The organism is Pseudomonas fulva (assembly GCF_023517795.1).
GTDB classification, from domain to species: domain Bacteria; phylum Pseudomonadota; class Gammaproteobacteria; order Pseudomonadales; family Pseudomonadaceae; genus Aquipseudomonas; species Aquipseudomonas fulva_D.
This window is the reverse complement of record NZ_CP082928.1, coordinates 2,949,836-2,974,525: the sequence shown is the minus strand read 5'-3', so window position 1 is coordinate 2,974,525 and position 24,690 is coordinate 2,949,836. Positions and strand designations below refer to the sequence as shown.

The window sequence follows — 24,690 nt, the reverse complement described above, 5'->3', positions numbered from 1 at the left end:
ATTACTCGCTTCGCTCGCCCTTCGGGCCGCGCTAAAGCGCGTTAGCCGCAAGCGGCTTTCCGACGGGGCTGGCAATCCAGCTTGTTTTCAACGCAGGCGCGCCGACGCGCAGCAGATCGTGAGCAGGTTCTTAGAAGAACAACGTCCACAGTGCGATAGCGGCGTACCAGAGAATGGCCGCGCGCACCAGCAACTGCCACAGGCCATCCAGCGTCGTCACGCCCGCCTCGCCGAGCACGGGTTCCGGCGTTTCGGCGGCGGCACGCGCCGCACCGACGGCCAGTTGCGCGGCCGAGATGTCCCAGCTCAGCACTTCGTGCAACAGCGCGCGGCTGACTGCGATGAAATTGCCGACCAGCGCGAAGCTGGCGGCCAACACCCGCACCGGCAACCAGTCGAACGCATGCCGTAGCTGGCCGGCGCGCTCGCGCAGCGCCTCGGACTGACCGTTCTCGACGATCAGCGCCAGCAAGCGATAGGCCAGCGCGGCAAGCGGGCCGAGCAGCACATACCAGAAGATCACCGCGAAAAAGCTCTGGTAGGCCTGCCAGACCAGGTAGGTCTGCACGTTCGGTAGCAGCGTCGCTTCACTGTCGGCCTGCACGCCCAGGTCGCGCTGGGCGACCAGGTAGGCCGCTTCGCCATCGCCGCGCCGCCAGCTGTCGCGAAACGGCCCGAGCGCAGCCAGCAGATCGCCACGGCCCAGGCTGTAGATCACCACCAGCAGATGGATCGGCAACAGCAGCCAGCCGTACGCCAGGGGCGCCAGCACCTTCAGCAGCGCAGCCAGAATCAGCAGCGGCACACCCACCAGCAGCGCGATGGCCAGCCAGGGCGAATCGCTGGTGGTACCACCGCGCTCCATCCGCGCCAGGGCACGCAGCCAGGGTTCATCCTGCTGGATACGCTGACGCCAGGCGGAGAACTTCTCCACCCACAGCACCAACAGCAACACCAGGAAACTCATGATGCCTCCTTATCAGTCATCAGTGACGAGCGCAGCCGCGCCCAGTCGAATGCCGGCCCGGGGTCGGTCTTGCGGCCCGGGGCGATATCGCTGTGCCCACAGATGCGCGCCAGGGTAATGGCCGGATAGGCCGCCTGCAGCGCTTGCGTCAACTGCGTCAGGGCAGCGTACTGCGCGTCCGTGAACGGTAGATGATCCGTGCCTTCGAGCTCGATGCCCAGGGAAAAATCGTTGCAGTTGTCGCGCCCCTCGAAGCAGGACACACCGGCGTGCCAGGCCCTATCCAGGCAGGACACGAACTGCACCAGGGTACCGTCGCGCTCGATCAGAAAGTGTGCGGACACCGTCATGCTGGCGATCCCCGCGAAGTAGGGGTGCGCGTCGGCCTGCAGCCGGTTGGTGAAGAACGCCTGCACCTGACCGGTGCCGAACTGACCCGGCGGCAGGCTGATGTTGTGAATGACCAGCAGGGAAATCTCGCCCTGCGGACGCTCGTTGAAGTTGGGCGAAGGACAGTGCTGAATCCCCTGATACCAGCCGTCTTCGAGTTGCTTGCGCATAGGTGCTCCTCGAACGAGCGCACACTCTAGGGGCTGATCAGCGTTGGATGCAAGCCATGGCATGGCGCACGGCAGTTTGCAGCGGCCACAACGACTCACGGCCCTGGCGGGCCGTGAGAAAGGAATGGGTCAAACGGGCAGCGCGGTTCAGGCGCCCTTGAGGCGGCGCAGGTTGCCGATCACCGATTCCAGGGCTCGGTCGAACAGCAGCGCATCGTCGAGCAGCCGCACCGCGTTGCGGCGGAACTCCACCGCCAGGCCCATGCGGGTCTTCTCGAGCACCTTCATGCCGGTACGGTTGACGAAGATGTACTTGCCGGTCGGCTTGATGATCGCCGCCAGCTTGCAGCGCAGCTTGTGCTCGTCGTCTTCCTGGAACTCGACCCAGCTGCCGACCCGCAAGCTATCGACGTGCAGCAGCGATTCATCGTCGTCGGCCAGTACCGGCTCGTCCTGCGGCTCGCTGCGCGGCTGACCCGGCGCTTCGAGCACGATCTCCTCGACGATCTCGACCATCGCCGATATGCCGCTTTCCTCTTCCGGCTGCAGGTCGAGCAACGGCAGCTCGATACCCACGGCAGACAGCGCCGAGCGCTGCACTTCATCGGACTCGGTCGGCGCAGCGCGCTCGACGTCGGGGATGGCGCGCTTGAAGCGCTGGAAGGCCTGTACGTGAAGGGCTTCGAGCTGGCTGAAGAATTCACTGGTGGAGAACGGATCGAACGCCGCGCTGGCCATGCCTTCGCGCAGCGCCTTGAGCAGGCCGGGCACCAGCTCCAGCAGGCGCAGGCGCGCTTCCGGATTGTCGTGGGGTTCCACGCTCCAGATCAGCTCGTCCATGGTGGCGAGGGTGCTCTGCCACTGCTCGGAGTCGGTACCGTGCTTGAGGCAGGTCAGCATCATGACCTTGCTCCAGGCCTCGCGCAGCAGACGCACCACCACCTCGGGCAGGGTCTTGCCGAGCAGCCGATCGTTCAGCGCCTGCTCCACTTCGCGGCGCGCCATCTCGGCGCGTGCACTGCCCTCTTCGGCGTCGCGGGTGCGCTGTTCGAGCAACTCGCTGCGGCGGCGCTCGTCGCCGGTGAAGGCCAGGAAATCGGCCAGCAACTCGGAGAAGATCGTCGGATCATCGGTGAAATCGTTGAGCAGACGCCCAACCACTTGCTCGATCTTCTGATACAGGCTGTCGCGCTGATTGCTGTCGTGGTCACCCCAGCCAAGCGCGGCGGTGGCGATCTCGTTGAGCAGGCGCCGCGCCGGGTGGCTGCCGCGGCTGAAGAAGGTCTTGTCGAGCACCGCGACCTTGAGCATGGGGATCTGCAGGCGGGCGATCAGTGCCTTCAGGGAATCCGGCAGGCTGCGGTCGTCGAGGATGAACTCGAACAGCATCGACACCAGGTTGATGACGTCTTCATCGACCTCGCCCACCACCCGCACACGGCCGCTCTTGGCGCTGGCGCGGGTCAGCAGGTGCTCGAGCTGGGCGCGCAGGTCGACATCCATGGGCGCCTGGATCGGCGCACGCTGCTGCAGATGGGAGAGCAGACGCATCAGGTCGTTGGTGGAAATCGGCATCGCATTGGCCGGCGCCTGACGCCGCGGCGCAGCGCCGTCACGGGTTTGCGACAGCAGCTCCTGCAGCGCACCGAACACCTCGCGCACCTCGTCGTCGGCGAATCCGGCGGAGCGCTCGAAACCATCCACCGAGTCACTGCGCTCGGGGCGGCCGTGGGCGGATGCGCGACGGGTTGGTACGGCCTTCAGCTCCGGCAATACGCCGGCTTCGATCAGCACGCCATTGGCGTCGCTGTACAACTGGTCGAGGCCGCTGAGCACGTACTTCTCGAACAGCTTGAGGATGATCAGCTTGACCTTGATTTCCACACCCAGGCCACTGCAGGACTCGAGGAACAGCTCGCTGAGCGAGACCGGGCCGAGGGGATTGGACTTGTCGTCGAGCTTCTTGCTGACAATGGCATTCAGCCGCGTGGTCAGGTGAGTGAGTGCCACGTGGTCGCGGCTCAGTACCTTGGCGATCATCGAGTCCAGCGCGACGGTCTCTTCCAGCTCGTCGTTCTGCACCAGCGACAGGCTGTCGAAGGACACTGCGTCCAGGCTCGGCGCCTTGCCGACCACATGCTGGTTCAGGTTGGCGAACGACTCGAAGACCCGCTGCAGGAAACCACGCTCGATGCCCTTGCGCTTGAGGCGCAGGTCGCGCATGGCTTCGAAGAAGGCGTTTTGCTCGGCATTGCTGGTGGCGCGATCCGCCATGTCGAACAGGGTGTCGTCGGCATTGTCGAACAATGCCTGCAGCGCCTGCTTGAGCTGGGTGGCAGCACGGTCGCGAACCTGAATGAGCGATGCAGGCAGCCTGGCGGCCGCCGGGTGGGCCGTTTCAGGAACCATCTTGTTCAGATGCACCACGTTGGCATCGGTCTTCATCAGGATCTCCTGCGCAGAGCGCTGGCGAAGCAAACTGAAACAGGAATGCGAGCACCGCGTAACGTCAAGAGTATGACGTCAACAGTTCTGTATTAAAACATATCGGATTGCTACAGGAGATGCCAAAGCAATTTCCTGCAGATATGAAATGCATCACAGCCCACCCGTCGGGCTACCGGCGAGCTGCGCATGTGACCGATCGTTACAGTCAGGGTTCATTTTTACCCGATGAACGTAACAGTGGCAGTCGCAGCCCCTTATACTCGCCGCCTCAGCCAATCGGAGGCGCCATGCCGAACTTACTGCTCGCCGAGCTTCGTGCCGAAATCGAGGCCAATGTCCGCCGCAGCCTGCGCGAAGACATTGGCAGTGGGGACATCACCGCCCAGCTGATTCCCGAGTCGCGCCTGGCCAATGCTACCGTGATCACCCGTGACAGCGCGGTGATCTGCGGCACAGCCTGGGTCGACGAGGTGTTTCGCCAACTCGATGCCCGGGTCGCCGTGCACTGGCAGGTACAGGATGGGCAGCGGGCCGAACCCAACCAGGCGCTCTTGCACCTCGAAGGGCCGGCACGCGCGCTGCTCAGTGGTGAGCGCACGGCATTGAATTTCCTGCAGACGCTGTCGGCTGTGGCCACGCGTTGCCAGCACTACGCCGATCAGGTTCAAGGCACCGCGGTGAAGCTGCTCGACACCCGCAAGACCCTGCCCGGCCTGCGCCTGGCGCAGAAGTACGCGGTCACCCAGGGCGGCTGCCACAACCACCGCATCGGCTTGTTCGACGCCTTCCTTATCAAGGAGAACCATATCGCGGCCTGCGGCGGGATCGCGGCGGCGGTGGCGAGCGCACGGACCATCGCGCCAGGCAAGCCGGTCGAGGTGGAGGTGGAAAGCCTGGACGAATTGCAGCAGGCCCTCGTTGCCGGTGCCGATATCGTCATGCTCGACGAATTGTCGCTGGACGACATGCGCCGCGCGGTGGCCCTCACCGCAGGCCGCGCCAAGCTGGAAGCTTCGGGCGGGATCAACGACAGCACCCTGCGCAGCATCGCCGAGACCGGCGTGGACTACATCTCCATCGGCACCCTGACCAAGGACGTCAAGGCGGTGGATCTGTCCATGCGCCTGTCGCTGTAACGATCACAGCGAATGAAAAACGGCGCCTCGAGGGCGCCGTTTCTTCTCAGTCCACATCCGGGCTGCCGAGCAGCCGCTTGCGTTCGGGAAAGAACAGGCGCTCCAGCTCGGAGCCGGGGTTCTCGGCGCGCATGAAAGCTTCGCCAACCAGGAAGGCATACACCTCGCTGATTTCCATCAGCTCCACATCCGCGCGATTGAGGATGCCACTCTCGGTGACCACCAGGCGGTCGCGGGGAATGCGCGGCAGCAGGTCGAGGGTGGTTTCCAGGCTGACTTCGAAGGTATGCAGGTTGCGGTTGTTGACCCCCACCAGCGGCGTATCGAGCACATTGAGTGCACGCTCGAGCTCGTCGCCGTCGTGCACCTCCACCAGCACGTCGAGATCGAATGCCTTGGCGGTCGCAGCCAGCTCGGCCATCTGCGCGTCGGACAACGCCGAGACGATCAGCAGCACGCAGTCGGCGCCCAGCGCCCGGGCCTCGACGATCTGGTAGGGGTCGATCATGAAATCCTTGCGGATCACCGGCAGCGAGCAGGCGCTGCGGGCTTGCTGCAGATAGCGGTCGGCACCCTGGAAGAAATCGATGTCGGTAAGGATCGACAGGCAGGTGGCACCGCCCTCTTCATAACTGCGAGCGATGTCCGCCGGCACGAAGTTCTCGCGCAGCACGCCCTTGCTCGGTGACGCCTTCTTGATCTCGGCGATCACCGCCGGCTGCCTGCTCTTGGCCTGCTCGATCAGCGCGCTGGCGAAACCACGCACCGGGTCGGCAGCACGGGCTTCGCGCTCGACCTCGGCTAGGCTGACCACGGCACGGCGGGCGGCTACTTCCTCGGCCTTGCGGGCAAGGATGTTTTCCAGAACGGTGGGAATGCTCACCCTTCATTCTCCTGTTTGAATACCGCGGTAAAGGACACCAGTTCTTCCATCTTTTCCCGGGCCAGGCCGGTGTGCAGGGCGTCGTGGGCCAGGCTCATGCCGTCACGCAGGCTGTCGGCGTGGTCGGCCGCATAGAGCGCCGCGCCGGCATTGAGCACGATGATCTCGGCGGCCTTCTGGCCGGCCTCGCTCCGGCGACGGCCCAGGGCATCGCGAATCAGCTCCAGGGATTGCCCGGCGCCCTCGACGGTCAGGCCGATCAGGCTCTGGCTCTTGATGCCGAAATCCTCTGGCTGGATGCGGTACTCGCTGACCACGCCATTCTTCAACTCGGCAACGAAGGTCGGCGCCGCCAGGCTGACTTCATCGAGACCATCCTGGGCATGCACCACCAGCACGTGTTCGCTGCCCAGGCGCTGCAGCACCTCGGCCATCGGCCGGCACAATGCCTGGCTGAACACGCCGACCACCTGGTGTTTGGCACCGGCCGGGTTGGTCATGGGGCCAAGCATATTGAACAGCGTGCGCAAACCCAGCTCGCGACGCGGGCCGATGGCGTGCTTCATGGCGCCATGGTGGGACGGTGCGAACATGAAGCCGACGCCGACGGTCTCGACGCAGCGCGCCACCTGTACCGGGGTGAGCCCCAGATAGATGCCGGCGGCTTCGAGCAGGTCGGCGCTGCCGCTCTTGCCCGACACCGCACGGTTGCCGTGCTTGGCCACCTTGCCCCCAGCCGCCGCGACGACGAAGGCTGCGGCGGTGGAGACGTTGAAGATATTCATGCCGTCGCCACCGGTGCCGCAGGTGTCGACCAGGCGCTCGGCGGCGATCTCCACCGGCGAGGCCAGCTCGCGCATCACGCTGGCGGCGCCGACGATCTCGTCGATGGTCTCGCTCTTCATGCGCATGCCCATCAGGAACGCGCCGATCTGCGCGTCGGTGCACTGGCCGGTCATGATCTCGCGCATGACATCGCGCATTTCCTCGGTGCTCAGGTCGAGCTGGGCGACGATGCGGTTGAGGGCTTCCTTGATGTTCATGGGCGCACGCCTCCGGTCTGCTTGAGGAAGTTGGCGAACAGTTCGTGGCCCTGCTCGGTCAGGATCGATTCGGGGTGGAACTGCACGCCCTCGACGTTCAGGGTCTTGTGGCGCAGGCCCATGATCTCGTCGACGGCGCCGTCTTCATGTTGCGTCCAGGCGGTAATCTCGAGGCAGTCCGGCAGGGTCTCGCGCTTGACCACCAGCGAGTGGTAACGGGTCACGGTCACCGGCATCGCCAGGCCGGCGAACACGCCTTTGTTCTCATGGAACACCGGGCTGGTCTTGCCGTGCATCACCTGGCGAGCGCGAACCACGTCGCCACCATAGGCCTGGCCGATGCTTTGGTGGCCCAGGCAGACGCCGAGGATCGGCAGCTTGCCGGCAAAATGCAGGATGGCTTCGATGGACACGCCCGCTTCGGTCGGCGTGCACGGGCCGGGCGAGACGACGATGCGCTCGGGCTTGAGCGCCTCGATCTCGGCGATGGTCAGCTCGTCATTGCGAATGACGTGGACGTCGGCACCCAGCTCGCCCAGGTACTGCACCACGTTGTAGGTAAAGGAATCGTAGTTGTCGATCATCAGCAGCATGTTGGCTATAACCCTTTGATGAACTGCTTTTTAGCCAGTCACTCCAGTTTCGAGATCCCCTATTCCCTTACACGCCACCTATGGCCTGGAGAATGTCTGTTGAGGGTTCGAGTGGAGCAGAGAGAATCGTCCGGCTGGGCCGGAGAAAAGATCAGGCGCGCCAACGCCAACGGGCGTGGGCTTTGATGAGGCGCATCAAAAGGGTGCTGCTGGCGTTCACGAAGGAGGTCTCGCGTTTATCTAGCGGCACAGTAGCCCAGCAGAGCCTTGGCGTGCAACTGGCACAGCGCTTCGGACAGGCAGGAGACCAGCGCTCCAAGGCAGTTGAACCACCCAGCGTTATCGGCCGACCTCACTGCTGCTCGGCCAGCCAGGCGAGCACATTCTCGGCCAGACGCTCGGGGGGCTCGCAGCTGCTGTCCAGGCGCAGCAGCGGACAGCGCAGTTGCTGCGCAATCCATGCCTCGTGCATGCGCAGGCTGCGGGTCTGCAGATCGCCGTGCTGGTAGCCTGCGGCCCACTCGAGAAAGGCCTGGCTCTGCGCGTGCATATCCCCGCCCGGCTGCACCCTTTCGCCATAGCGCTGCCGTTCGCGGGCACGCAACCGTTGCATGCGCTCGGTGTCGTCCAGTTGCAGGAACACGGCGTGGGTGAACAGCGGTGCCAGCGCCTCGCCCCAACTGCACAGCGAACCGCTGAGTATCCAATCACTCGACTGCGCCGCGCACGCGCGGATCTGCTCCACCCGCTGTTGCGGTTCGCGCTTGAAACGATAAGGTGGCTCGCTGGGCAGCCAGTAGAAGTTATCGGTGTCCAGGTGCAGCCAACCGCAGCGCTCAGCCAATGCCGCCGCCAAGGTGGTTGTACCGGCACCGGAAGCGCCGAATACATGTAACCGTACCGCCATGGATCAACATCCTTCACGAAAGGAATTCATCATGATTCGCCCCTATCACGCCAATGACGCCAACGCCGTGCTCGATATCTGGCTAAGCGCCTCGATCCAGGCCCATGCCTTTATCGACGAGTCGTTCTGGCGTGCCCAACTCTGCGCCATGGGCGAGATCTACCTGCCTCAGGCCGAGACCCTGGTGCTCGAGGAAGCCGGCCAGATCCAAGGCTTCGCGTCATTGCACGAGCACCGCCTGGCCGCCCTGTTCGTCGCCCCATGCGCCCAGGGGCGTGGCCTGGGCAAGCGACTGCTCGACGAGGCCAAGCGCCGGCGCGATCTGCTGGAACTCAGCGTGTACAGCGCCAACGCCCAGGCGTGCGCCTTCTACCAGGCCTGCGGCTTTGCCGCGGTGGCCGAGCAGAACGACCCGCACACCGGACACCCGGAGCAGGTGATGCGCTGGCGACGTGAATGAGCCGGAGAGCGGGCACTCTCCGCCACAGGGTTGCCACTGTCAACGCTGCATGCCCTGCGCTAGAGCGTTTCACCGATGGTTCGCACATAGTCCTGACACATACCCAGGGCAACTATGGCGCGGTCACCGCGCTGGGTGATGGCGACAAGTCGTTGAGCAACTCTTCGGTCAATGTCGGCACGTCCGGTGCCATCCACCAGGCGTCCGGTACGGGCGGCGGTGGGCAGTTGGACGTCATGACCGGCGCTGTCAGCTCCGGGCTCGGCGGTAAGGACTGACAGCCGTAGCTCAGCAGTGGCAAGACGATCGCGCAGGCGCGCAGCCTTTTGTTCAGCATCGCCAAGTCTCCTGTATTGGGTTTGGGAAGACGCCTGCAAGCGCTGCTCGAGCGCCAGGCGCTTGTCCTGGGCGCGGCGGGTTTCACGGGCGGCCGCGTGATGCAGGCGAGCCAGGGTGGCGGCATGGGCCTGGTCACGTTCGGCCAGCGCCTGGCCCAGGCGCCAGCCCTGCACCACCCAACCGAAGCTGGCGGCGCCGAGCACTAGCGTCAGGACCAGGCTGCCGCCGGCCAGCCAGCGATAGCGGGCCGGAATCAGCGCGAGCAGGCTCATGCCGCCACCTGTCCGCCGCAGGCGATGAACATGGCGAGCAGGTCATCCTGATCGCGCGCCTGGGCTGCCAGCTCCTGGCGGTAGATGCGCAGCAGCGCGCCAAGATCATGCTCGCGCTGGCCGTAGCCGGCGCCCGGCAGGCTGGCCCAGATAGGCGCTGCCGCCCTGATCGCTTCGGCCACCTGGCCGGCCTGAATGGGCGCGAGGGCACCGCATTCTTCGAGCAGCTTCACGGCGGCCAGGTCCTGGGCCTCTGGCGTGAAGCGGCCACGAAAGTTGTAGAGCTCGACGATGGCGTCCCAGGTACGGGCCAGGAACTGGTAGCGGCCAGCCGCCGTGGACTGGATGTCGTGGCGCGGCAGTTCGACCAGCTGGCGCGGATGAGCGCTGTAGTCGTCGAACAGGCTGCCGCCCACCAGCACGTTGTAGCCGTCGTCGCTGTTGGCGACGGTGGAGGTGCCTTCGCTCCAGGCGAGCATGTCGAGAAAGGCGAGTACGTTGTGGCCACCCGCCTGGGTGGCAGTAAGTCGGGCCATGGGAATTCTCCAAGCACATGAAAGGAATGACCCGCCGAAGCGGGTCATTGGGGTGGCTCAGCGGGGCCCGTAGGCCGTGGTGGTGTTGCCGATGCGGGCCATCAGCGAACGCGTGTTGGGTTTCAGCGTGCCGTCGTCGCGGTCCATGCCGTTCGGGTTGTCGTCGTCATCGCCGGGGCCGGCCAGCCACTGGAAACGCAGGATGTGGTTGGCATCGAAATACTTGTGCAACTCGGTGAAGTAGGTGCGCATGCCCGGCACGTGATCCGGCCCGCCGAACTCACCGGCGATGCCACGCTTGCCATTGGCCTTGAGCCAGTCGATGAAGGGGTACCAGTCGGCCACCCGGTCGCGATAGGTGATCGAATCGGCGGCCTGGTTCCACTTGCCGCCACCCTGCCCGTCCTTGTCCGGGTATTGGTGCGCCTCGTAGAGCAGACGGCCCCCAGGATCCTGCAGATTCTTGAGCATGTCGGAGCTGCGCGGCCAATACAGGGCCGAGGCGAACGCATTGCCGGCCACGGTGATGAAATGCCGCGGGTCGACCTCACGCACGGCGGTGATCAGGCGCTGCACGTTGTTGCTCCACAGGGTTTCGACGTTGACGCCGCCATCGGGCACGCTGCCCATGTTGTGCGGCTCGTTCATCAGGCCGTAGCCGAACAGCCCGGGCTCGTCGCGCAGTTCACGGGCGATGGCCGCCCAGATGCGTGCCAGCAACGGGTAGTTGACCGGGCAATCCGGCGCGCCGATGGCCGTCCACAGGGCGAAGCCGCCGTTCCACGCCTGCACCACCCGGCCACTGACCGGCCCGTTGGCGCGCACGTACCAACGGCAATAGTTGTGCATGTCGAGCAGCGAGAAGCCGCCCCAGCTGTGGATGTGGCGGATGGCGCGGCGAATCTCCTCCACGTAGCTCTGCCGCAGCGTGAAACCGCCAGCACCATCGAGGATGGCGATGCGCTCGCCGGCGAACGGCAAGCGCACGGCGAAGGGCTTGCCGCCCAGGCTGCCGGCGTAGGACTTGATGTAGTCCGGCTGATGGCCGCGCGGCGCAACGGTGAAGTAGTGGGTGTCCAGCCGCGCCGTGGCGATGGCGTCGACGTAGGGGTTGTTGCCGAGCCCCGCGGCGTTGAAACCGATCAGCGGGAATTCGCCGGCAGCGGCCATTTGGTCAAAGGTCTTGATAGCCATGGTGTTTCCTCCAGACATGAAAAAGCCCGCGCAGCGGCGGGCCAGGGTGAGTACGGCGGCGCGGAGTGCGCCGTCATACGGGTTCAGTTAGCGGTTGTTGTCAGGCGCCGCGTCGGGTCATACATCCCGGTCGCCTGGCGGCTTGTCGTTCAGGCTGCCGCCGCGGCGGCGAATGGCGGCCAGCATCAGCGTCACCACCAGGCCGGCACCGGCGAAACCGGCAGGCCCCGGATAGGCGAAGGGGTGGATGCCGTGAAACTGGAAGTCGGTGATGGCCGGGGCACAGAGGTACCCCATCACCGCCGACGTCAGAAAGAACGCCAGCCGATTCCACATGGGCAGGTTCTGCGTAGTGGTGAAATACACCAGGGCCCCGCACAAGGCGCCGAGTGCAGCCTCGCCATTGATTGGAGCGATCAGCGCGGCGAGATGCTCGCCGAGCACGCCGAACAGCACGGCGCTGCTGAGTTCAGTCATTGTTATCGTACTCCCCGAGGCCGATGGCCCCGACGACATGAGGTTATGCCGCCCCCTGAAACGACAGAGCCCCGCAGGTGGCGGGGCTCTGTTAAAGGAAGGTCGGTTGTTGCAGCGCGCCGTTGAGCGCATTCGGTATCAATGGATGAAGTCACGAGGCTGGCTGACTGCTCGCCCACCTCTGTGACGGTGATGAATGTATAACCCCCGATTCTCACCCTCTCAAGGGCACCCCGGTAATCAGCGGCAACGCACCGGGAAAACAACGGACACGTAGCCGCTTCAGGCTGCGCAGTACCGCAGATACACGCCCATAGAAGTGCCCGGAAGACGATCCAGGAACCCGGTGTTATCAGGGAAGGAAACAAGCCATTGACGAGAATCGCCGCCGGCAGAAATGAAAAGCGCGCTCAGGCAGCGCGCTTCAGGAGTTGTGATTCGATGGCCCGGCGGGCCTGCCCCAGCCGTCGATAGAACTGCGCCCGACTGCACCCGCAGGCCGTCCATTTCTCGCGCTGGGGCTCGTCGCTGCAATACTGCGCGATGATGACCTGCCGCTGCTCCGGGGACAGGTGCTTGCTGACGATCCAGTCGATCTCCGTCGTCCTGTCCACCAGCACACGGCTGCCACGGGCAGCGCGATTAAGCACACCTTGTGATGCCATCAATGACGCGATCACGCTGGTGCCCATGTTCGAGCCTCGCTCCGTTTCGCCGGCCTGCTGCGCCTCGCCCCAACGCTGTAGTGCCTCGTCTATATAGGAAATCATTGCCTGCCTCCTGCCATCCCCGATGGCGTTTGATATGACCTGTCGGCAAGTCGCGCCACGCGCCTTACCGGTTATCGCCATTTCAAAAATAATCACGAAACGTGTTTTATTCAAGTCGAGAACTGCGCTATAAATATTTCACTACGTGATTACCGGAGAGCCATGATGGAAACCCTGGGGCAACGCATCAAACGCCTGCGCAAGAGCAAGGGCCTCAGCCAGCAGCAACTGGCCGAGGCCTGCGGTTGGTCATCCCAATCGCGCATCGGCAACTACGAAAGCGACCTGCGCGAACCTGCTCTTTCGGACTTGCTGCTGCTCGCCCCCGCATTGGGCGTCAGCCTCGCCGAGCTGGCCGGCACCGATGATCTGCCGGAAGCACCACCTGCCGACACCCTGTCCGTCGGCCACGCCCGCGGCGGTGCGGTGCCAGTGGTGGGGCATGCGCAACTGGGCACCCAGGGTTACTTCGAGGAAATCGACTTTCCCGTCGGGCATGGCGACGGCTATCTGCGCATTCACAGCGACGACCCCAATGCCTACGGGCTGCGGGTGAACGGCGACAGCATGCACCCGCGGATCAAGAACGGCGAATACGTGCTGATCGAACCGAACAAGCCGTTTCACGCCGGCGACGAGGTGATGGTCCGTACCCTGGACGGCCAGGCGATGATCAAGGAATACATCTACCTGCGCGACGGCATGTACCGCTTCGACAGCGTCAACCAGAACCACCCGCCCATTCATATCCACCAGGACAACGTCACCAAGATTCACCTGGTCGGCGGCATCCTCAAATCGTCGCGCTTCACCGAAGAATGATCACGCGCCAAATGAACCCAGACTGCGAGACCTGACCCCATACCGAGCCCAATCATGAACACTCAGCCTGAGCCGCACCTGCCGCTCCAGACGCTGGAGCTCCTATTCCGCACCCACGGCGATGTGCTGGTGCCTATCGACCGCGTGCGCACGGTGTATTTCCGCCACCTGAGCGCCGACAACTTCATCCGCGCCATCGCCACCGGGCGTCTTAACTTGCCGATCACCACGCTGGACAGCAGCGCCAAGGCGCCCAAGTTCATCGAGCTGCACCACCTGGCCGCCTATATCGACAGCTGCGCCAAAGCTGCCGATGCCAGTGGCGAAGGCAGCCTGTGCGCCGAAACTCCAGGCAACTACCAAGTGGAGCGGGCTCAGGAGCCGCGTCGCGCGTAAGCGGCCAGGATGGTGCGCTCGGACTGCACCAGGTAGGCGTCCAGCGCCTTGGCGGCGTCGTGCGGGCGGCCGGCTTCGAGGTGCTCGAGAATCGCCGCGTTCATGTCGATGTAGGGCGCATGCAGGAATTCGGCGTCGTTGAGCAAGCCGAATACCAGGCGCAGCTCAGCGGACAGGTGCCGGTAGAAGGTATTCAGGCGCTGGCTGTCGGCCAGCTCGACGATGGCAGCATGGAACGCCATGTTGGCCGTACCCACCGCCCCCCAGTCGGGCACCCCGGCGCTGCGCTGCGCCGCCTTGACCGCCTCGCGCATGCGCTTGACCCCAGGGTGCTTGGGATAGGCCTGGGCCAGCGCCTGGCATTCGACGAAACGCCGCGCCCGGTAGATTTCGATGATCGAGGCCATGTCCGGCACCGACACGAACACACCACGGTTGGGTTCGTGCTTGAGCAGGCCTTCCTGGGTCAGCACGCGAAAGGCTTCGCGCAGGGTATTGCGCGAGATATCCAGGCTTTCGCTGAGCGCCGCCTCGGACAGCCGCTGCCCCGGCGCCAGTTCGCCCTCGACCAGCTTGCGGCGAATTTCCGCGGTCACGGTCTCGCCGAGGGTGCGCGGGTTGTCAGATACGTCGTTGTTCATCATCGATCCACCAGGCCAGGGCCGGGCTCTGCACAGAGCCGAATGCAGCGATGGTCACCGAGCGGCACGCTCGAGGCAAGTGGCCAGGCTGTCACCACGCGCACCATGGTGAAACACCGCTGGGTATCGAAGTAACAAAACAGTGCAGTTAGATCATCAATACAAATTAGATTGTTGAACAATAAAAGTGTCTAGAATCAACAGATCGAACACTTTCACTGCCATATGGCATGTTGATTGCCTTACATACCTGCACCCGTTACCCCGTCCCAGGAGTGTTCCATGCAGGCCCAGACCACCGGCGACTTCGCCCGCTCACGCCGCTCATCGCTGATCGCGGCCATCTTCCTGATGGCCACCTCGGCCATCGGCCCTGGTTTCATTACCCAGACCGCCACCTTCACGGCCACCATGGGCGCGGCTTTCGCGTTCGGTATCCTGGCGTCGATCCTGATCGACTTCGTGGTGCAGTTGAACGTCTGGCGCATCGTCACCCTGACCCGCATGCGCGCATCGGACATCGCCAACGCGGCGATTCCCGGCAGCGGCTACCTGCTGGCGGTACTGGTGATCTTTGGCGGGCTGGTGTTCAACGTCGGCAACATCGCCGGTGCTGGCCTGGGCCTGAATGCGCTGATGGGTCTGGACACCAAATGGGGCGGCGCACTCAGCGCCCTGGTGGCCATCGGTATCTTCATGTCGCACCGCGCCGGTATCGCGGTAGATCGCATCATGGTGGTCCTGGGCCTGATGATGATCGGCCTCACGCTGTTCGTGACCTTCGCCTCCAACCCACCGCTGGGCGAAGCGCTGCGCCAGACCGTATGGCCGGACGAGATCAACTTCGCGACCATCACCACCATCGTCGGCGGCACCGTCGGCGGCTACATCACTTACGCCGGCGCTCATCGCCTGCTGGACCGCGGCACGGTCGGCGTCGAGAACATCGACGAGGTTTCCAAGGCGGCGCTGAGCGGCATCATGGTCACCGGGGTGATGCGTTACATCCTGTTCCTGGCGATTCTTGGCGTAGTCGCCAGCGGCGTAGTGATCGACACCTCCGGCCAGGGCGCCAACCCTGCCGGCCAGGCGTTCCAGGCCGCGGCGGGTGAACTCGGCCTGCGCGCCTTCGGCCTGATTCTCTGGGCAGCGGGCATCACCAGCGTGATCGGCGCGGCCTACACCTCGATGTCGTTCATCACCGTGTTCAACAAGTCGATTACCGAACGCGGCCGCAACCTGGCGACCGTGGTGTTCATCGCCATATCCCTGGGCGTTTACCTGATGCTCGGCACCCCGCCCGCTGGCCTGCTGCTGTTCGCCGGCGGCTTCAACGGCCTGATCCTGCCGATCGGCCTGACCATCTTCATCTACGTGGGCTGGCGCCGCGCCGACCTCATGGAGGGCTACCACTACCCACGCTGGCTGCTGGCTCTCGGTGCCCTCACCTGCGTGCTGACCTGGTACATGGCCGCCAAATCCATCGGCCCGATCTTCGCCTTCATCGCCTGACTCTAGGAGACCCGACATGCCAACCATCGACCTCAACAGCGACCTGGGCGAAAGCTTCGGCCAGTGGTCCATGGGTGACGATGCCGCGATGCTCGACATCGTCAGCAGTGCCAACGTCGCCTGTGGCTTTCACGCCGGTGACCCGGCCGGCATCCTGCGTACCCTCAAGGCCGCTGCGGCCAAGGGCGTGACCATCGGCGCCCACGTCGCCTACCCGGATCTGGTCGGCTTCGGCCGCCGCAACATGGACGTGGCCAGCGATGAGCTGACCGCCGACGTGATCTACCAGATCGGCGCACTGCAAGCCCTGGCCACTGCCGCCGGCACCGCGGTGCGCTACGTTAAGCCCCATGGTGCGCTGTACAACACCATCGCCCACGACACGCGCCAGGCCCTGGCGGTGATCACGGCGATTCGCGCCGTGGATGCACGCCTGGTGCTGGTCGCCCTGGCTGGTTCGCCGCTCATCGAGCTGGCCCGCCGCGAAGGCCTGACCTGCATCGCCGAAGCCTTCGCCGACCGCGCCTACACACCGCAAGGCACCCTGGTGTCGCGCCGCGAGGCAGGTGCCGTACTGCACGACGCCGAACAGGTGGCCCAACGCATGCTGCGCCTGGTTCGGACCGGCGAGGTCGAAGCCATCGACGGCAGCGTCACCCGCATCGAAGCCGATTCCATCTGCGTGCACGGCGACAGCCCCGGCGCCATCCAGATGGCCCGCGAGGTGCGCCAGTTGCTGGAGCAGTCCGGCGTATCCCTGCAATCCTTCGCCGGAGCCGCCCGATGAACGCCATCCAACGCGCCCAACAGGCCGCCATTGCCGCCGCCCGCCAGGCCCGCGCCGAGTATCGCAACGGCCGTGTCGCGCCTACGGCCGGTATCGCGCCGGGCATGACCCAGGCCAACCTGATCGCCCTGCCCCGCGACTGGGCCTATGACTTTCTGCTCTACGCCCAGCGCAACCCCAAAGCCTGCCCGGTGCTCGACGTGAGTGACGCCGGCAGCCCGTACACGGTACTGGCCGAAGGCGCCGACCTGCGCACCGACTTGCCGCTTTACCGCATCTGGCGTGATGGCAAGCTGGCCGAGGAAGTCAGCGACGCCACCGCCGCCTGGGCGGAACACGCCGACATGGTGACCTTCCTGATCGGCTGCAGCTTCACCTTCGAGACCGGCCTGCAGGAGGCCGGCATCGAGGTGCGGCACATTGCCGACGGCTGCAACGTACCGATGTACCGCACCAACTGCGCCTGCCGCCCGGCGGGCCGCCTGCATGGCGAGATGGTGGTGTCGATGCGCCCGATCCCGGCGGATCGCGTCGCCGAGGCGGCCGGCATTTCCGGGCGCTACCCCTCGGTGCACGGCGCCCCGGTGCATATCGGCGAGCCGCAACGCCTGGGCATCGAAGACCTGCAGGCGCCGGATTTCGGCGATGCGGTGCGCATCGAGCCCGGCGAAGTGCCGGTGTTCTGGGCCTGCGGCGTGACGCCCCAGGCGGCGGTCATGGCCTCCGGCGTGCCCTTCGCGATCACCCATTCGCCGGGCCATATGTTTATCACCGACGTGCCTGACAGCACCTATCACGTCTAGGAGGTGGTCTTGCGTTTTCTCCCCGCCAACCTCGATACGTTGCTTGTCGAACTACAGGACCTCGACGAAACCCTGGCACTGTTCGACGCACTGCAGGCCCGGCCCATCGCCGGCGTCGAGGAAATCGTCCCGGCGGCCCGTACCCTGCTGATCCAGTACCGGCCCAGCGCCATCGACCGCCAGGTGTTGATCGATAATCTCGCCCACCGCGACCTGAGCCGGCGCAGCGCCCGGGAAAGCCGCCGCGTGGAAATCCCCGTGCACTACGACGGCGAGGACCTCGACGAGGTCGCCGGGCTGCTCGGCATCAGCCGCGAGGAAGTGGTGCGCCGCCACACCGGCGCCGACTACGAAGTGGCCTTCTGCGGCTTCGCCCCCGGCTTCGGCTACCTGACCGGCGGCGCCGACTTCCAGGTGCCGCGCCGGCAGACCCCGCGCACGCGTATCCCGGCCGGCGCCGTGGCCCTGGCCGGCAACTTCAGCGGCATCTACCCCAAGGCCAGTCCCGGTGGCTGGCAGATCATCGGCGTCACACCGCTGCAGATGTGGGACCTGGGCCGTGACGAGCCAGCCCTGCTGCGCCCCGGCTACAAGGTGCGTTTCCAGGATGCCGGCCCACTGCCGGCCGGTGGCCTGCCTGCCCATGAGCAAGCGACGGCCAGTGAGCTGCCGGCAGGTGCCTACCTGGAAATTCTCAGCCCCGGTCTGCAAACGGTGCTGCAGGACCTCGGCCGCGCCGGCCATACCGACCAGGGCGTGTCGATGTCCGGCGCACTGGATCGCGGCGCCCTGCGCGCCGCCAACCGCGCGGTGGGCAACGACTCGGCAACCGCCTGCCTGGAAGTGGTGCTCGGCGGCCTGAGCTTCGTCTGCCATGGCCGCACCCTCATCTCCATCACCGGCGCACAGACGCCAATCACCGTGACCACCGCCAGCGGCCTGCAATGGCAGCCGGGCAATTACCAGCCCATCGAACTGGATGACGGCGACCGCGTCAGCCTCGGCGCGCCCCAGGCCGGGCTGCGCAGCTACCTGGCGATTCGTGGCGGCTTTCAGGTGGCGCCGGTGCTCGGCAGCCTGGCCTACGACAGCCTGGCTCAGGTCGGCCCACCACCGCTGAAGGCTGGCGACCGTCTGGGCTTCGACACCATCAGCGGTAACGCCAGCGTGTCGCTGCAAGAGGCGCCTGCCTTTGAACTGCCCACCGCCAAGGATGTAATCACCCTGGATGTGGTGATGGGTCCACGCAGCGACTGGTTTACCGAGGCCGCCATCCAGCGGCTGAGCAGCCAGCTGTGGCGCGTCACCCCGCAATCCAACCGGGTCGGCATTCGCCTGGAAGGCGAGGTGCCGCTGGAGCGCTGCAACCATGACGAGCTGCCCAGCGAAGGCACATCCCTGGGCGCCATCCAGGTGCCCGCCAGCGGCCAGCCGGTGCTGTTTCTCGCCGACCACCCGCTGACCGGCGGCTACCCGGTGATCGCCGCGGTGGCCAACCATCATCTGGACCTGGCCGGGCAGATCCCGATCAACGCGCAGATTCGCTTCAACCCCATTGAGCCGTTCGCCGAACTGCAGGCCAGCGCCCTCCTTTCTACTGCCGACGCGAAAGAGATCCCATGAAAAAAGTATTGATCGCCAACCGTGGTGAAATCGCCGTGCGCATCGCCCGCGCCTGCCGTGATTACGGTGTGGGCTCCGTAACCGTGTATGCCAATGCCGACATCGACGCCCCGCATGTGCGCCACGCCGACGAAGCCTATGGGCTCGATGGCGAGCGCCCGGCCGACACCTACCTGAACATCGACAAACTGCTGGCCATCGCCAAGCGCGCCGGCGCCGATGCCGTGCACCCCGGCTACGGCTTTCTCTCCGAGCGCGCCGACTTCGCCCGCGCCGTGCAAGGCGCCGGGCTGATCTGGATCGGCCCGAACCCGGACACCATCGACGTGCTTGGCGACAAGGTCGAAGCCCGCAAGCTCGCCCAACAGGTCGGCGCGCCTTTGGTGGCGGGTACACCAGGCCCGGTGCAAACAGCTGCGGAAGTACAGGCGTTCGCCGAGCAGCATGGCCTGCCGATCGCCATCAAGGCCGCCTTCGGCGGTGGCGGGCGCGGCATGAAGGTCGCCTGGCGCATGGACGAAGTGGCCGAGCTGTACGCCTCGGCGGTGCGTGAAGCCGAGGCCGCCTTTGGCCGCGGCGAGTGCTTCGTCGAGCAGTTCCTCGACCGCCCACGGCATATCGAAGCCCAGGTGATCGCCGATAGCCATGGCAACGTGGTGGTGGTCGGCACCCGCGACTGCTCCCTGCAGCGCCGCAACCAGAAGCTGGTGGAAGAGGCACCGGCACCGTTCATCACCGATGAGCAGCGCCAGCGCATCCACCAATCTGCCCAAGCCATCTGCGCCAAGGCCGGTTACGTCGGTGCCGGCACCGTTGAATACCTGCTCAGCGCCGATGGCACCCTGTCGTTCCTGGAAGTGAACACCCGCCTGCAGGTCGAGCACCCGGTGACCGAGGAAACCGCCGGCGTCGATCTGGTGATCGAGCAGTTGCGTGTTGCTGATGGTCTGCCGCTGTCCTTTAGCGAAACACCCATGCCGCGCGGTCACAGCTTCGAGTTCCGCATCAACGCCGAGGATGCCGGCAAGGGCTTTCTGCCCACTCCTGGCAAGATCAGCGAATTCCGCGCCCCAAGCGGCCCGGGCGTACGCCTGGACAGCGGTGTGGAAAGCGGCTCGACGGTGCCCGGCACATTCGACTCGATGATGGCCAAGCTGATCGTCACCGGCGCCACTCGCGAACAGGCGATCGCCCGTGCGCGCCGCGCCCTGGCCGAGTTCCAGATCGACGGCATCGCCTCGGTGCTGCCCTTCCACCGGGCGGTGATGGATCACGACGATTTCACCGGTCCTGAGCGCTTTGCCGTGCACACCCGCTGGATCGAGACCGACTTCGCCGAGCAGATCACCCTGGCGCCGCGCACCCTGCCGGCGCCCGGCGATGCGGTGCTGCGCACCTTTTTCGAGATCGACGGCAAGCGCCATGAACTGGCCCTGCCGGGCGCGCTGCTACAAGGCCTGGCGCCATTGGGCGGTAACACTCAGCCCACGCCTCAAGCCGCAGCGCCTGCTACCGAAGAAGGCCTGGTCAGCGCACCGATCTCCGGCAACCTGCACGCCTGGCTGGTCGAGGACTGCGCCCAGGTCAAAGCCGGTGAGGTGATTGCGGTGATGGAGGCCATGAAGATGGAAACCCAGGTCAGCGCGCCAGCGGACGGAACCTTGCGCATCCGCGAGCAGGCCGGGGCCTATCTGGACGCCGGGGCGGCGCTGGCCAAGCTGGAAGGCTGAGATAAGCCCCGGGTATCGCTGCGCCCCATCCAGGCTATACCCGTGGGAACGGGCCATGCCCGTGATGTCGCGCGCATGGCGCGCTCCCACAGGATGGAGACAACTCGCGTTTGGTGCTGAAAAGAAAGGGCAGCCGTAGGGTGGATCGGGGCGCGTAGCCGACGCTCTTTTCATCCACCATGCCGAACTGATGGTGGACGGATAAAGCGCCGTCCACCCTACGGTTTGGGTTTAGGCGCAGCGATAGTCGAAAGCAAGAAGGGCAGCCTAGGCTGCCCTTCTTGTTATTCGCTCGGATCAGAGCGAGCCCTGCTCCGCCAAGGCCACGGCCTTGAACATGGCCCGGCGTTTGTTGAGGGTTTCTTCCCATTCCAATGCAGGCACCGAGTCGGCGACGATGCCGGCGCCGGCCTGTACGTGCAGCTCGCCGTCCTTGATCACTGCGGTACGAATCGCAATGGCGGTGTCCATATTGCCGTTCCAGGCGTAGTAGCCGACCGCACCGCCGTAGACGCCACGCTTGACCGGCTCCAGTTCGTCGATGATTTCCATGGCACGGATCTTCGGCGCACCGGACAGGGTGCCGGCCGGCAGGATGGCGCGCAGGGCGTCCATCGAGGTCAGGCCCTGTTTCAGCTCGCCGGTGACGTTGGAAACGATGTGCATGACATTGGAATAGCGCTCGATGACCATCTTCTCGGTCAGCTTCACCGAGCCGATTTCCGAGACGCGGCCGGTGTCGTTGCGGCCCAGGTCGATCAGCATCAGGTGCTCGGCGACTTCCTTGGCATCGGCCAGCAGGTCTTCCTCCAGCGCCAGGTCCTGCTCCTCGGTGGCACCACGCGGGCGGGTGCCGGCGATGGGCCGCACGGTGACCAGGTTGTCCTCGACGCGCACCAGCACTTCGGGCGACGAGCCGACCACGTGGAAATCGCCGAAGTTGAAGAAGTACATGTACGGCGTCGGGTTGATACAGCGCAGCGCACGGTACAGGTCGATGGGCGCGGCCTTGAAGGGGATCGACATGCGCTGGGAAATCACCACCTGCATGCAGTCGCCGGCCAGGATGTAATCCTTGATGGCATCCACCGAGCGCTCGTAATCCTCGCGGCTGAAGCTGGAGCGGAACGCCGGCTCTTCGCCCGCCGGCTTGTTCAGATCCACGCCCAGGCGCGGCGTGAACGGCTGACGCAGCTTGTGCAGGATGTCCTGCAACTGCTGCTGACCACGGGCGAACGCATCGGCTTCGGCCGGGTCGGCCAGCACGATGGCGTGCATCTTGCCGGCCAGGTTGTCGAACACCACCACCGCATCGGATACGTTGAGCAGGATATCCGGCGTGCCCAGCGCGTCGGGGTTCACTCCATCGGCCAGTTTGGGCTCGACGTAACGCACGCTGTCGTAGGCGAAGTAGCCGACCAGGCCGCCATTGAAGCGCGGCAGGCCGGCGATGGTCGGCACCCGATAACGGGCCTTGAAATCCTCGACGAAGGCCAGCGGGTCGGCACAGTCATGACGCTCGACTTCCACCCCATCGGTGGTGATCACCACCTGGTGGCCGTGCACGCGCAGCACGGTGCGCGCCGGCAGGCCGATGATCGAATAACGGCCCCATTTCTCGCCGCCCTGCACCGATTCGAGCAGGTAGGAGTTGGGCGCGTCGGCGAGCTTCAGGTAGATCGACAGCGGGGTGTCGAAGTCGGCGATGGTTTCGCAGGCGAGCGGAATGCGGTTGTAGCCTTCGGCGGCCAAACGCAGGAATTCTTCGTGGATCATGATCAGCCTCGTGGCGTGAGAAATCGGTCGGGTGCAAACGGGCCGCGCATGGCGGCAGAGAATGTCAGGCGCGCCAGCGCCAACGGGCCAGGGCCTTGACGACTTTCATCCAGAGTTTGCAGGTGACCGCCACGGGAGCATCTCGAAGAGGGGGAAACAACGAGCGACCAAGGTAGCGCAGCCGCTCGACGCAAGCAACCGATTGCCGTCAGCGCTTCGGTTGTAGGTACCTTCTTCGGCCCTACAGCGCCGTCGCCAAAGCGGGCGTCCTCGCGAAGCAGCTCGCCGTTGCCAGCGTCAGGATCGGCATGGCTTGGCGCACTATTCGCCTCGCTCCTGGCGACCGGCACCCCGGTCCTCCCACAATAGAAGAGTCTCTAGCCCGCCGTGGTGAACGACGCCTTACGCCTCGGTGATTCGATAAATCGCCATCCGCTCTACAGCAGCTCGGCGAGGCTATCGACCACCAGTTGCGGCTGTTCCTCGGCCACCGGGCGGCCATGGTTGTAGCCGTAGCTCACCGCCACGCAGGGCACGCCGGCCGCACGGGCCGCCAGCACGTCGCTGCGCGAATCACCGACGAACAGCGACTGTTCCTGGCTGACGCCTGCCAGGCGCATCACCTGCAGCAGGGCGGCCGGATCGGGCTTCTGCTGCGGCAGGGTATCGCCGCCGATTATCCAGCGGAAATAACCACCAAGGCCGACCTGCTCCAGCAGCGGCGCGACGAAACGCTCCGGCTTGTTGGTCACCACCGCCAGTTCGACGGCGGCGGTGCTGAGGGCTTCGAGCAGTTCGTGCACGCCCGGGTACAGGGTGATCAACTCGTGGCAGTCGGCATAGAGTTCGAGAAAGCGCGCCAGCGCCTCGTCGGTTTCAGCCTCGCCCACCGCCGAATGATCCAGGCCACCGGCCAGGGCGCGGCGCACCAGAACGCGAGCGCCGTTACCGACCCATTGGCGCACGCGCTCGACACCGGCAGGCTCGCGGCCCAGCTCGACCAGCATGCGGTCGACGGCGGTGGCCAGGTCCGGCACCGAATCGACCAGGGTGCCGTCCAGGTCGAACATCACCAGACGCGGCAGCTCACCGCCGCACAGCGCGCGCAGCGGTTTCATCCACGCACCTGGGCCAGTTCGGCGCGCATGGCGTCGATCACCGCTTTGTAGTCCGGCTGGTTGAAGATCGCCGAGCCGGCGACGAAGGTATCGGCGCCCGCTTCGGCGATCTCGCGGATGTTCTGCACGTTCACGCCGCCGTCTATTTCCAGGCGGATCTCGCGACCGCTGGCGTCGATCAGCGCGCGGGCTTCACGCAGCTTGTCGAGGGTGCCGGGGATGAACTTCTGCCCGCCGAAGCCGGGGTTGACGCTCATCAACAGGATCATGTCGACCTTATCCATCACGTACTTGAGCACGTCCAGCGGGGTGGCCGGGTTGAACACCAGGCCGGCCTTGGCACCGCCGGCCTTGATCAACTGCAGGGAGCGATCGACGTGCTCACTGGCCTCCGGGTGGAAGGTGATGTAGGAGGCGCCGGCTTCGATGAAGTCGCCGATGATGCGATCCACCGGCTTGACCATCAGGTGCGCGTCGATGGGCGCGGTGATGCCGTACTTGCGCAGCGCCGAGCAGACCATCGGGCCGATGGTCAGGTTGGGCACGTAATGGTTGTCCATGACATCGAAGTGGACGATGTCCGCCCCGGCGGCGAGTACGTTGTCCACTTCCTCACCCAGGCGGGCGAAGTCGGCGGAAAGGATCGACGGGGCGATGGCGAAGGGTTGCATGGCGCACCTCTGAGTGCTGGGTCACGGTGGCGCGCATTGTAGCGGCAGATGCGCCGGATGGCAGCGCCGCCTGACGGCGGCGCGGGCAAATGCCTCAGCCGGAAAGTCGTAGCCTGCGCTCGACCCGGGCCACCCTGCTATACCCTGCGCTCCGTGGGAGCCGCTCTAGCGGCGAGCGACTGGCGTACGCCCAGCCAATCGCGGCAAAGCCCTCCCACAGCCCGTA

Annotated in this window: 25 protein-coding genes; 9 read left to right on the top strand and 16 right to left on the bottom strand. The window is 65.2% G+C overall.

The window, feature by feature from the left end; all coding sequences use genetic code 11:
• Window positions 1–130 precede the first annotated feature (130 nt).
• From ampE to K8U54_RS13490, 3 genes are all read right to left on the bottom strand, one after another.
• On the bottom strand, window positions 131–967 hold the full coding sequence (gene ampE / locus K8U54_RS13500) for a regulatory signaling modulator protein AmpE (RefSeq protein ID WP_249906344.1): 837 nt from the start codon (window positions 965–967) through the stop codon (window positions 131–133).
• Window positions 964–1,527 carry a 1,6-anhydro-N-acetylmuramyl-L-alanine amidase AmpD gene (gene ampD, locus K8U54_RS13495; protein WP_249906343.1) on the bottom strand — a complete coding sequence of 188 codons (564 nt, stop codon included), beginning with the start codon at window positions 1,525–1,527 and terminating at the stop codon, window positions 964–966. Before ampD ends, ampE begins: the two co-directional genes overlap by 4 nt.
• 147 nt (window positions 1,528–1,674) lie before the next feature.
• A complete protein-coding gene (locus K8U54_RS13490) occupies window positions 1,675–3,972 on the bottom strand; it encodes a DUF1631 domain-containing protein (protein ID WP_249906342.1) in 2,298 nt (765 codons plus the stop codon).
• Between the two features lie 290 nt (window positions 3,973–4,262).
• On the opposite strand from K8U54_RS13490, the gene nadC reads away from it, so the two are divergent.
• Window positions 4,263–5,111 carry a carboxylating nicotinate-nucleotide diphosphorylase gene (gene nadC / locus K8U54_RS13485; protein WP_249906341.1) on the top strand — a complete coding sequence of 283 codons (849 nt, stop codon included), beginning with the start codon at window positions 4,263–4,265 and terminating at the stop codon, window positions 5,109–5,111.
• A gap of 46 nt (window positions 5,112–5,157) precedes the next feature.
• Here the strand turns inward: nadC and trpC are convergent, their stop codons facing one another.
• From trpC to K8U54_RS13465, 4 genes are all read right to left on the bottom strand, one after another.
• The gene (trpC, locus tag K8U54_RS13480; protein ID WP_249906340.1) at window positions 5,158–5,994 is read right to left on the bottom strand and encodes an indole-3-glycerol phosphate synthase TrpC; all 837 of its coding nucleotides are present in this window, start codon (window positions 5,992–5,994) and stop codon (window positions 5,158–5,160) included.
• Window positions 5,991–7,037 (bottom strand): anthranilate phosphoribosyltransferase, encoded by a 1,047-nt coding sequence (gene trpD, locus K8U54_RS13475; protein ID WP_249906339.1) that lies wholly within the window; start codon window positions 7,035–7,037, stop codon window positions 5,991–5,993. The genes trpC and trpD overlap by 4 nt, the downstream gene beginning before the upstream one ends.
• Window positions 7,034–7,630, bottom strand: coding sequence for an aminodeoxychorismate/anthranilate synthase component II (locus tag K8U54_RS13470; protein ID WP_147177435.1), 597 nt, complete (start codon window positions 7,628–7,630; stop codon window positions 7,034–7,036). Before K8U54_RS13470 ends, trpD begins: the two co-directional genes overlap by 4 nt.
• A gap of 352 nt (window positions 7,631–7,982) precedes the next feature.
• Window positions 7,983–8,537, bottom strand: a complete 555-nt coding sequence (locus tag K8U54_RS13465) for an AAA family ATPase (protein ID WP_249906338.1) — start codon at window positions 8,535–8,537, stop codon at window positions 7,983–7,985.
• A gap of 31 nt (window positions 8,538–8,568) precedes the next feature.
• Between K8U54_RS13465 and K8U54_RS13460 the strand changes: the two genes are divergently transcribed.
• A complete protein-coding gene (locus K8U54_RS13460) occupies window positions 8,569–8,997 on the top strand; it encodes an N-acetyltransferase (protein WP_249906337.1) in 429 nt (142 codons plus the stop codon).
• 59 nt (window positions 8,998–9,056) lie between these two features.
• On the opposite strand, the gene K8U54_RS13455 is transcribed toward K8U54_RS13460, so the two are convergent.
• The 5 genes from K8U54_RS13455 to K8U54_RS13435 form a co-directional block, all read right to left on the bottom strand.
• Window positions 9,057–9,608 carry a lysis protein gene (locus K8U54_RS13455; RefSeq protein ID WP_249906336.1) on the bottom strand — a complete coding sequence of 184 codons (552 nt, stop codon included), beginning with the start codon at window positions 9,606–9,608 and terminating at the stop codon, window positions 9,057–9,059.
• Window positions 9,605–10,144 carry a glycoside hydrolase family 24 protein gene (locus K8U54_RS13450; protein WP_249906335.1) on the bottom strand — a complete coding sequence of 180 codons (540 nt, stop codon included), beginning with the start codon at window positions 10,142–10,144 and terminating at the stop codon, window positions 9,605–9,607. Before K8U54_RS13450 ends, K8U54_RS13455 begins: the two co-directional genes overlap by 4 nt.
• A 57-nt stretch (window positions 10,145–10,201) precedes the next feature.
• Window positions 10,202–11,338 carry a glycoside hydrolase family 5 protein gene (locus K8U54_RS13445; RefSeq protein ID WP_249906334.1) on the bottom strand — a complete coding sequence of 379 codons (1,137 nt, stop codon included), beginning with the start codon at window positions 11,336–11,338 and terminating at the stop codon, window positions 10,202–10,204.
• 117 nt (window positions 11,339–11,455) lie between these two features.
• Window positions 11,456–11,815, bottom strand: coding sequence for a putative holin (locus K8U54_RS13440; protein ID WP_249906333.1), 360 nt, complete (start codon window positions 11,813–11,815; stop codon window positions 11,456–11,458).
• A gap of 410 nt (window positions 11,816–12,225) precedes the next feature.
• Complete coding sequence (locus tag K8U54_RS13435; protein ID WP_249906332.1) at window positions 12,226–12,585, bottom strand: hypothetical protein; 360 nt, start codon at window positions 12,583–12,585, stop codon at window positions 12,226–12,228.
• A gap of 165 nt (window positions 12,586–12,750) precedes the next feature.
• Here K8U54_RS13435 and K8U54_RS13430 point away from each other — a divergent pair, with 165 nt between their 5' ends.
• Together K8U54_RS13430 and K8U54_RS13425 are read left to right on the top strand one after the other, a co-directional pair.
• Window positions 12,751–13,407, top strand: a complete 657-nt coding sequence (locus K8U54_RS13430; RefSeq protein WP_249910445.1) for an XRE family transcriptional regulator — start codon at window positions 12,751–12,753, stop codon at window positions 13,405–13,407.
• A gap of 54 nt (window positions 13,408–13,461) precedes the next feature.
• Window positions 13,462–13,803, top strand: coding sequence for a pyocin activator PrtN family protein (locus K8U54_RS13425; protein WP_249906331.1), 342 nt, complete (start codon window positions 13,462–13,464; stop codon window positions 13,801–13,803).
• On the opposite strand, the gene K8U54_RS13420 is transcribed toward K8U54_RS13425, so the two are convergent.
• Entirely contained in the window at window positions 13,782–14,444 is a 663-nt protein-coding gene (locus tag K8U54_RS13420; RefSeq protein WP_249906330.1) for a GntR family transcriptional regulator, read from the bottom strand. The genes K8U54_RS13425 and K8U54_RS13420 overlap by 22 nt on opposite strands.
• 282 nt (window positions 14,445–14,726) lie before the next feature.
• Between K8U54_RS13420 and K8U54_RS13415 the strand changes: the two genes are divergently transcribed.
• The 5 genes from K8U54_RS13415 to K8U54_RS13395 are packed head-to-tail and all read left to right on the top strand — an operon-like array spanning window position 14,727 to window position 20,899.
• Window positions 14,727–15,956: an NRAMP family divalent metal transporter gene (locus K8U54_RS13415; protein WP_249906329.1), complete on the top strand. Its 1,230-nt coding sequence runs from the start codon at window positions 14,727–14,729 to the stop codon at window positions 15,954–15,956.
• A gap of 16 nt (window positions 15,957–15,972) precedes the next feature.
• Window positions 15,973–16,743: a LamB/YcsF family protein gene (locus K8U54_RS13410; RefSeq protein ID WP_249906328.1), complete on the top strand. Its 771-nt coding sequence runs from the start codon at window positions 15,973–15,975 to the stop codon at window positions 16,741–16,743.
• Window positions 16,740–17,546: a putative hydro-lyase gene (locus tag K8U54_RS13405; RefSeq protein ID WP_249906327.1), complete on the top strand. Its 807-nt coding sequence runs from the start codon at window positions 16,740–16,742 to the stop codon at window positions 17,544–17,546. The genes K8U54_RS13410 and K8U54_RS13405 overlap by 4 nt, the downstream gene beginning before the upstream one ends.
• 9 nt (window positions 17,547–17,555) lie before the next feature.
• Window positions 17,556–19,169 carry a 5-oxoprolinase/urea amidolyase family protein gene (locus tag K8U54_RS13400; RefSeq protein WP_249906326.1) on the top strand — a complete coding sequence of 538 codons (1,614 nt, stop codon included), beginning with the start codon at window positions 17,556–17,558 and terminating at the stop codon, window positions 19,167–19,169.
• Complete coding sequence (locus tag K8U54_RS13395; RefSeq protein ID WP_249906325.1) at window positions 19,166–20,899, top strand: acetyl/propionyl/methylcrotonyl-CoA carboxylase subunit alpha; 1,734 nt, start codon at window positions 19,166–19,168, stop codon at window positions 20,897–20,899. The genes K8U54_RS13400 and K8U54_RS13395 overlap by 4 nt, the downstream gene beginning before the upstream one ends.
• 297 nt (window positions 20,900–21,196) lie before the next feature.
• Here K8U54_RS13395 and trpE read toward each other — a convergent pair whose 3' ends face one another.
• The 3 genes from trpE to rpe all read right to left on the bottom strand — a co-directional run bounded on the left by trpE (window position 21,197) and on the right by rpe (window position 24,464).
• Window positions 21,197–22,675 (bottom strand): anthranilate synthase component I, encoded by a 1,479-nt coding sequence (trpE, locus tag K8U54_RS13390; RefSeq protein WP_249906324.1) that lies wholly within the window; start codon window positions 22,673–22,675, stop codon window positions 21,197–21,199.
• Between the two features lie 437 nt (window positions 22,676–23,112).
• Window positions 23,113–23,793, bottom strand: coding sequence for a phosphoglycolate phosphatase (locus K8U54_RS13380; RefSeq protein ID WP_434059950.1), 681 nt, complete (start codon window positions 23,791–23,793; stop codon window positions 23,113–23,115).
• On the bottom strand, window positions 23,790–24,464 hold the full coding sequence (gene rpe, locus K8U54_RS13375; protein ID WP_070886142.1) for a ribulose-phosphate 3-epimerase: 675 nt from the start codon (window positions 24,462–24,464) through the stop codon (window positions 23,790–23,792). Before rpe ends, K8U54_RS13380 begins: the two co-directional genes overlap by 4 nt.
• Window positions 24,465–24,690 lie beyond the last annotated feature (226 nt).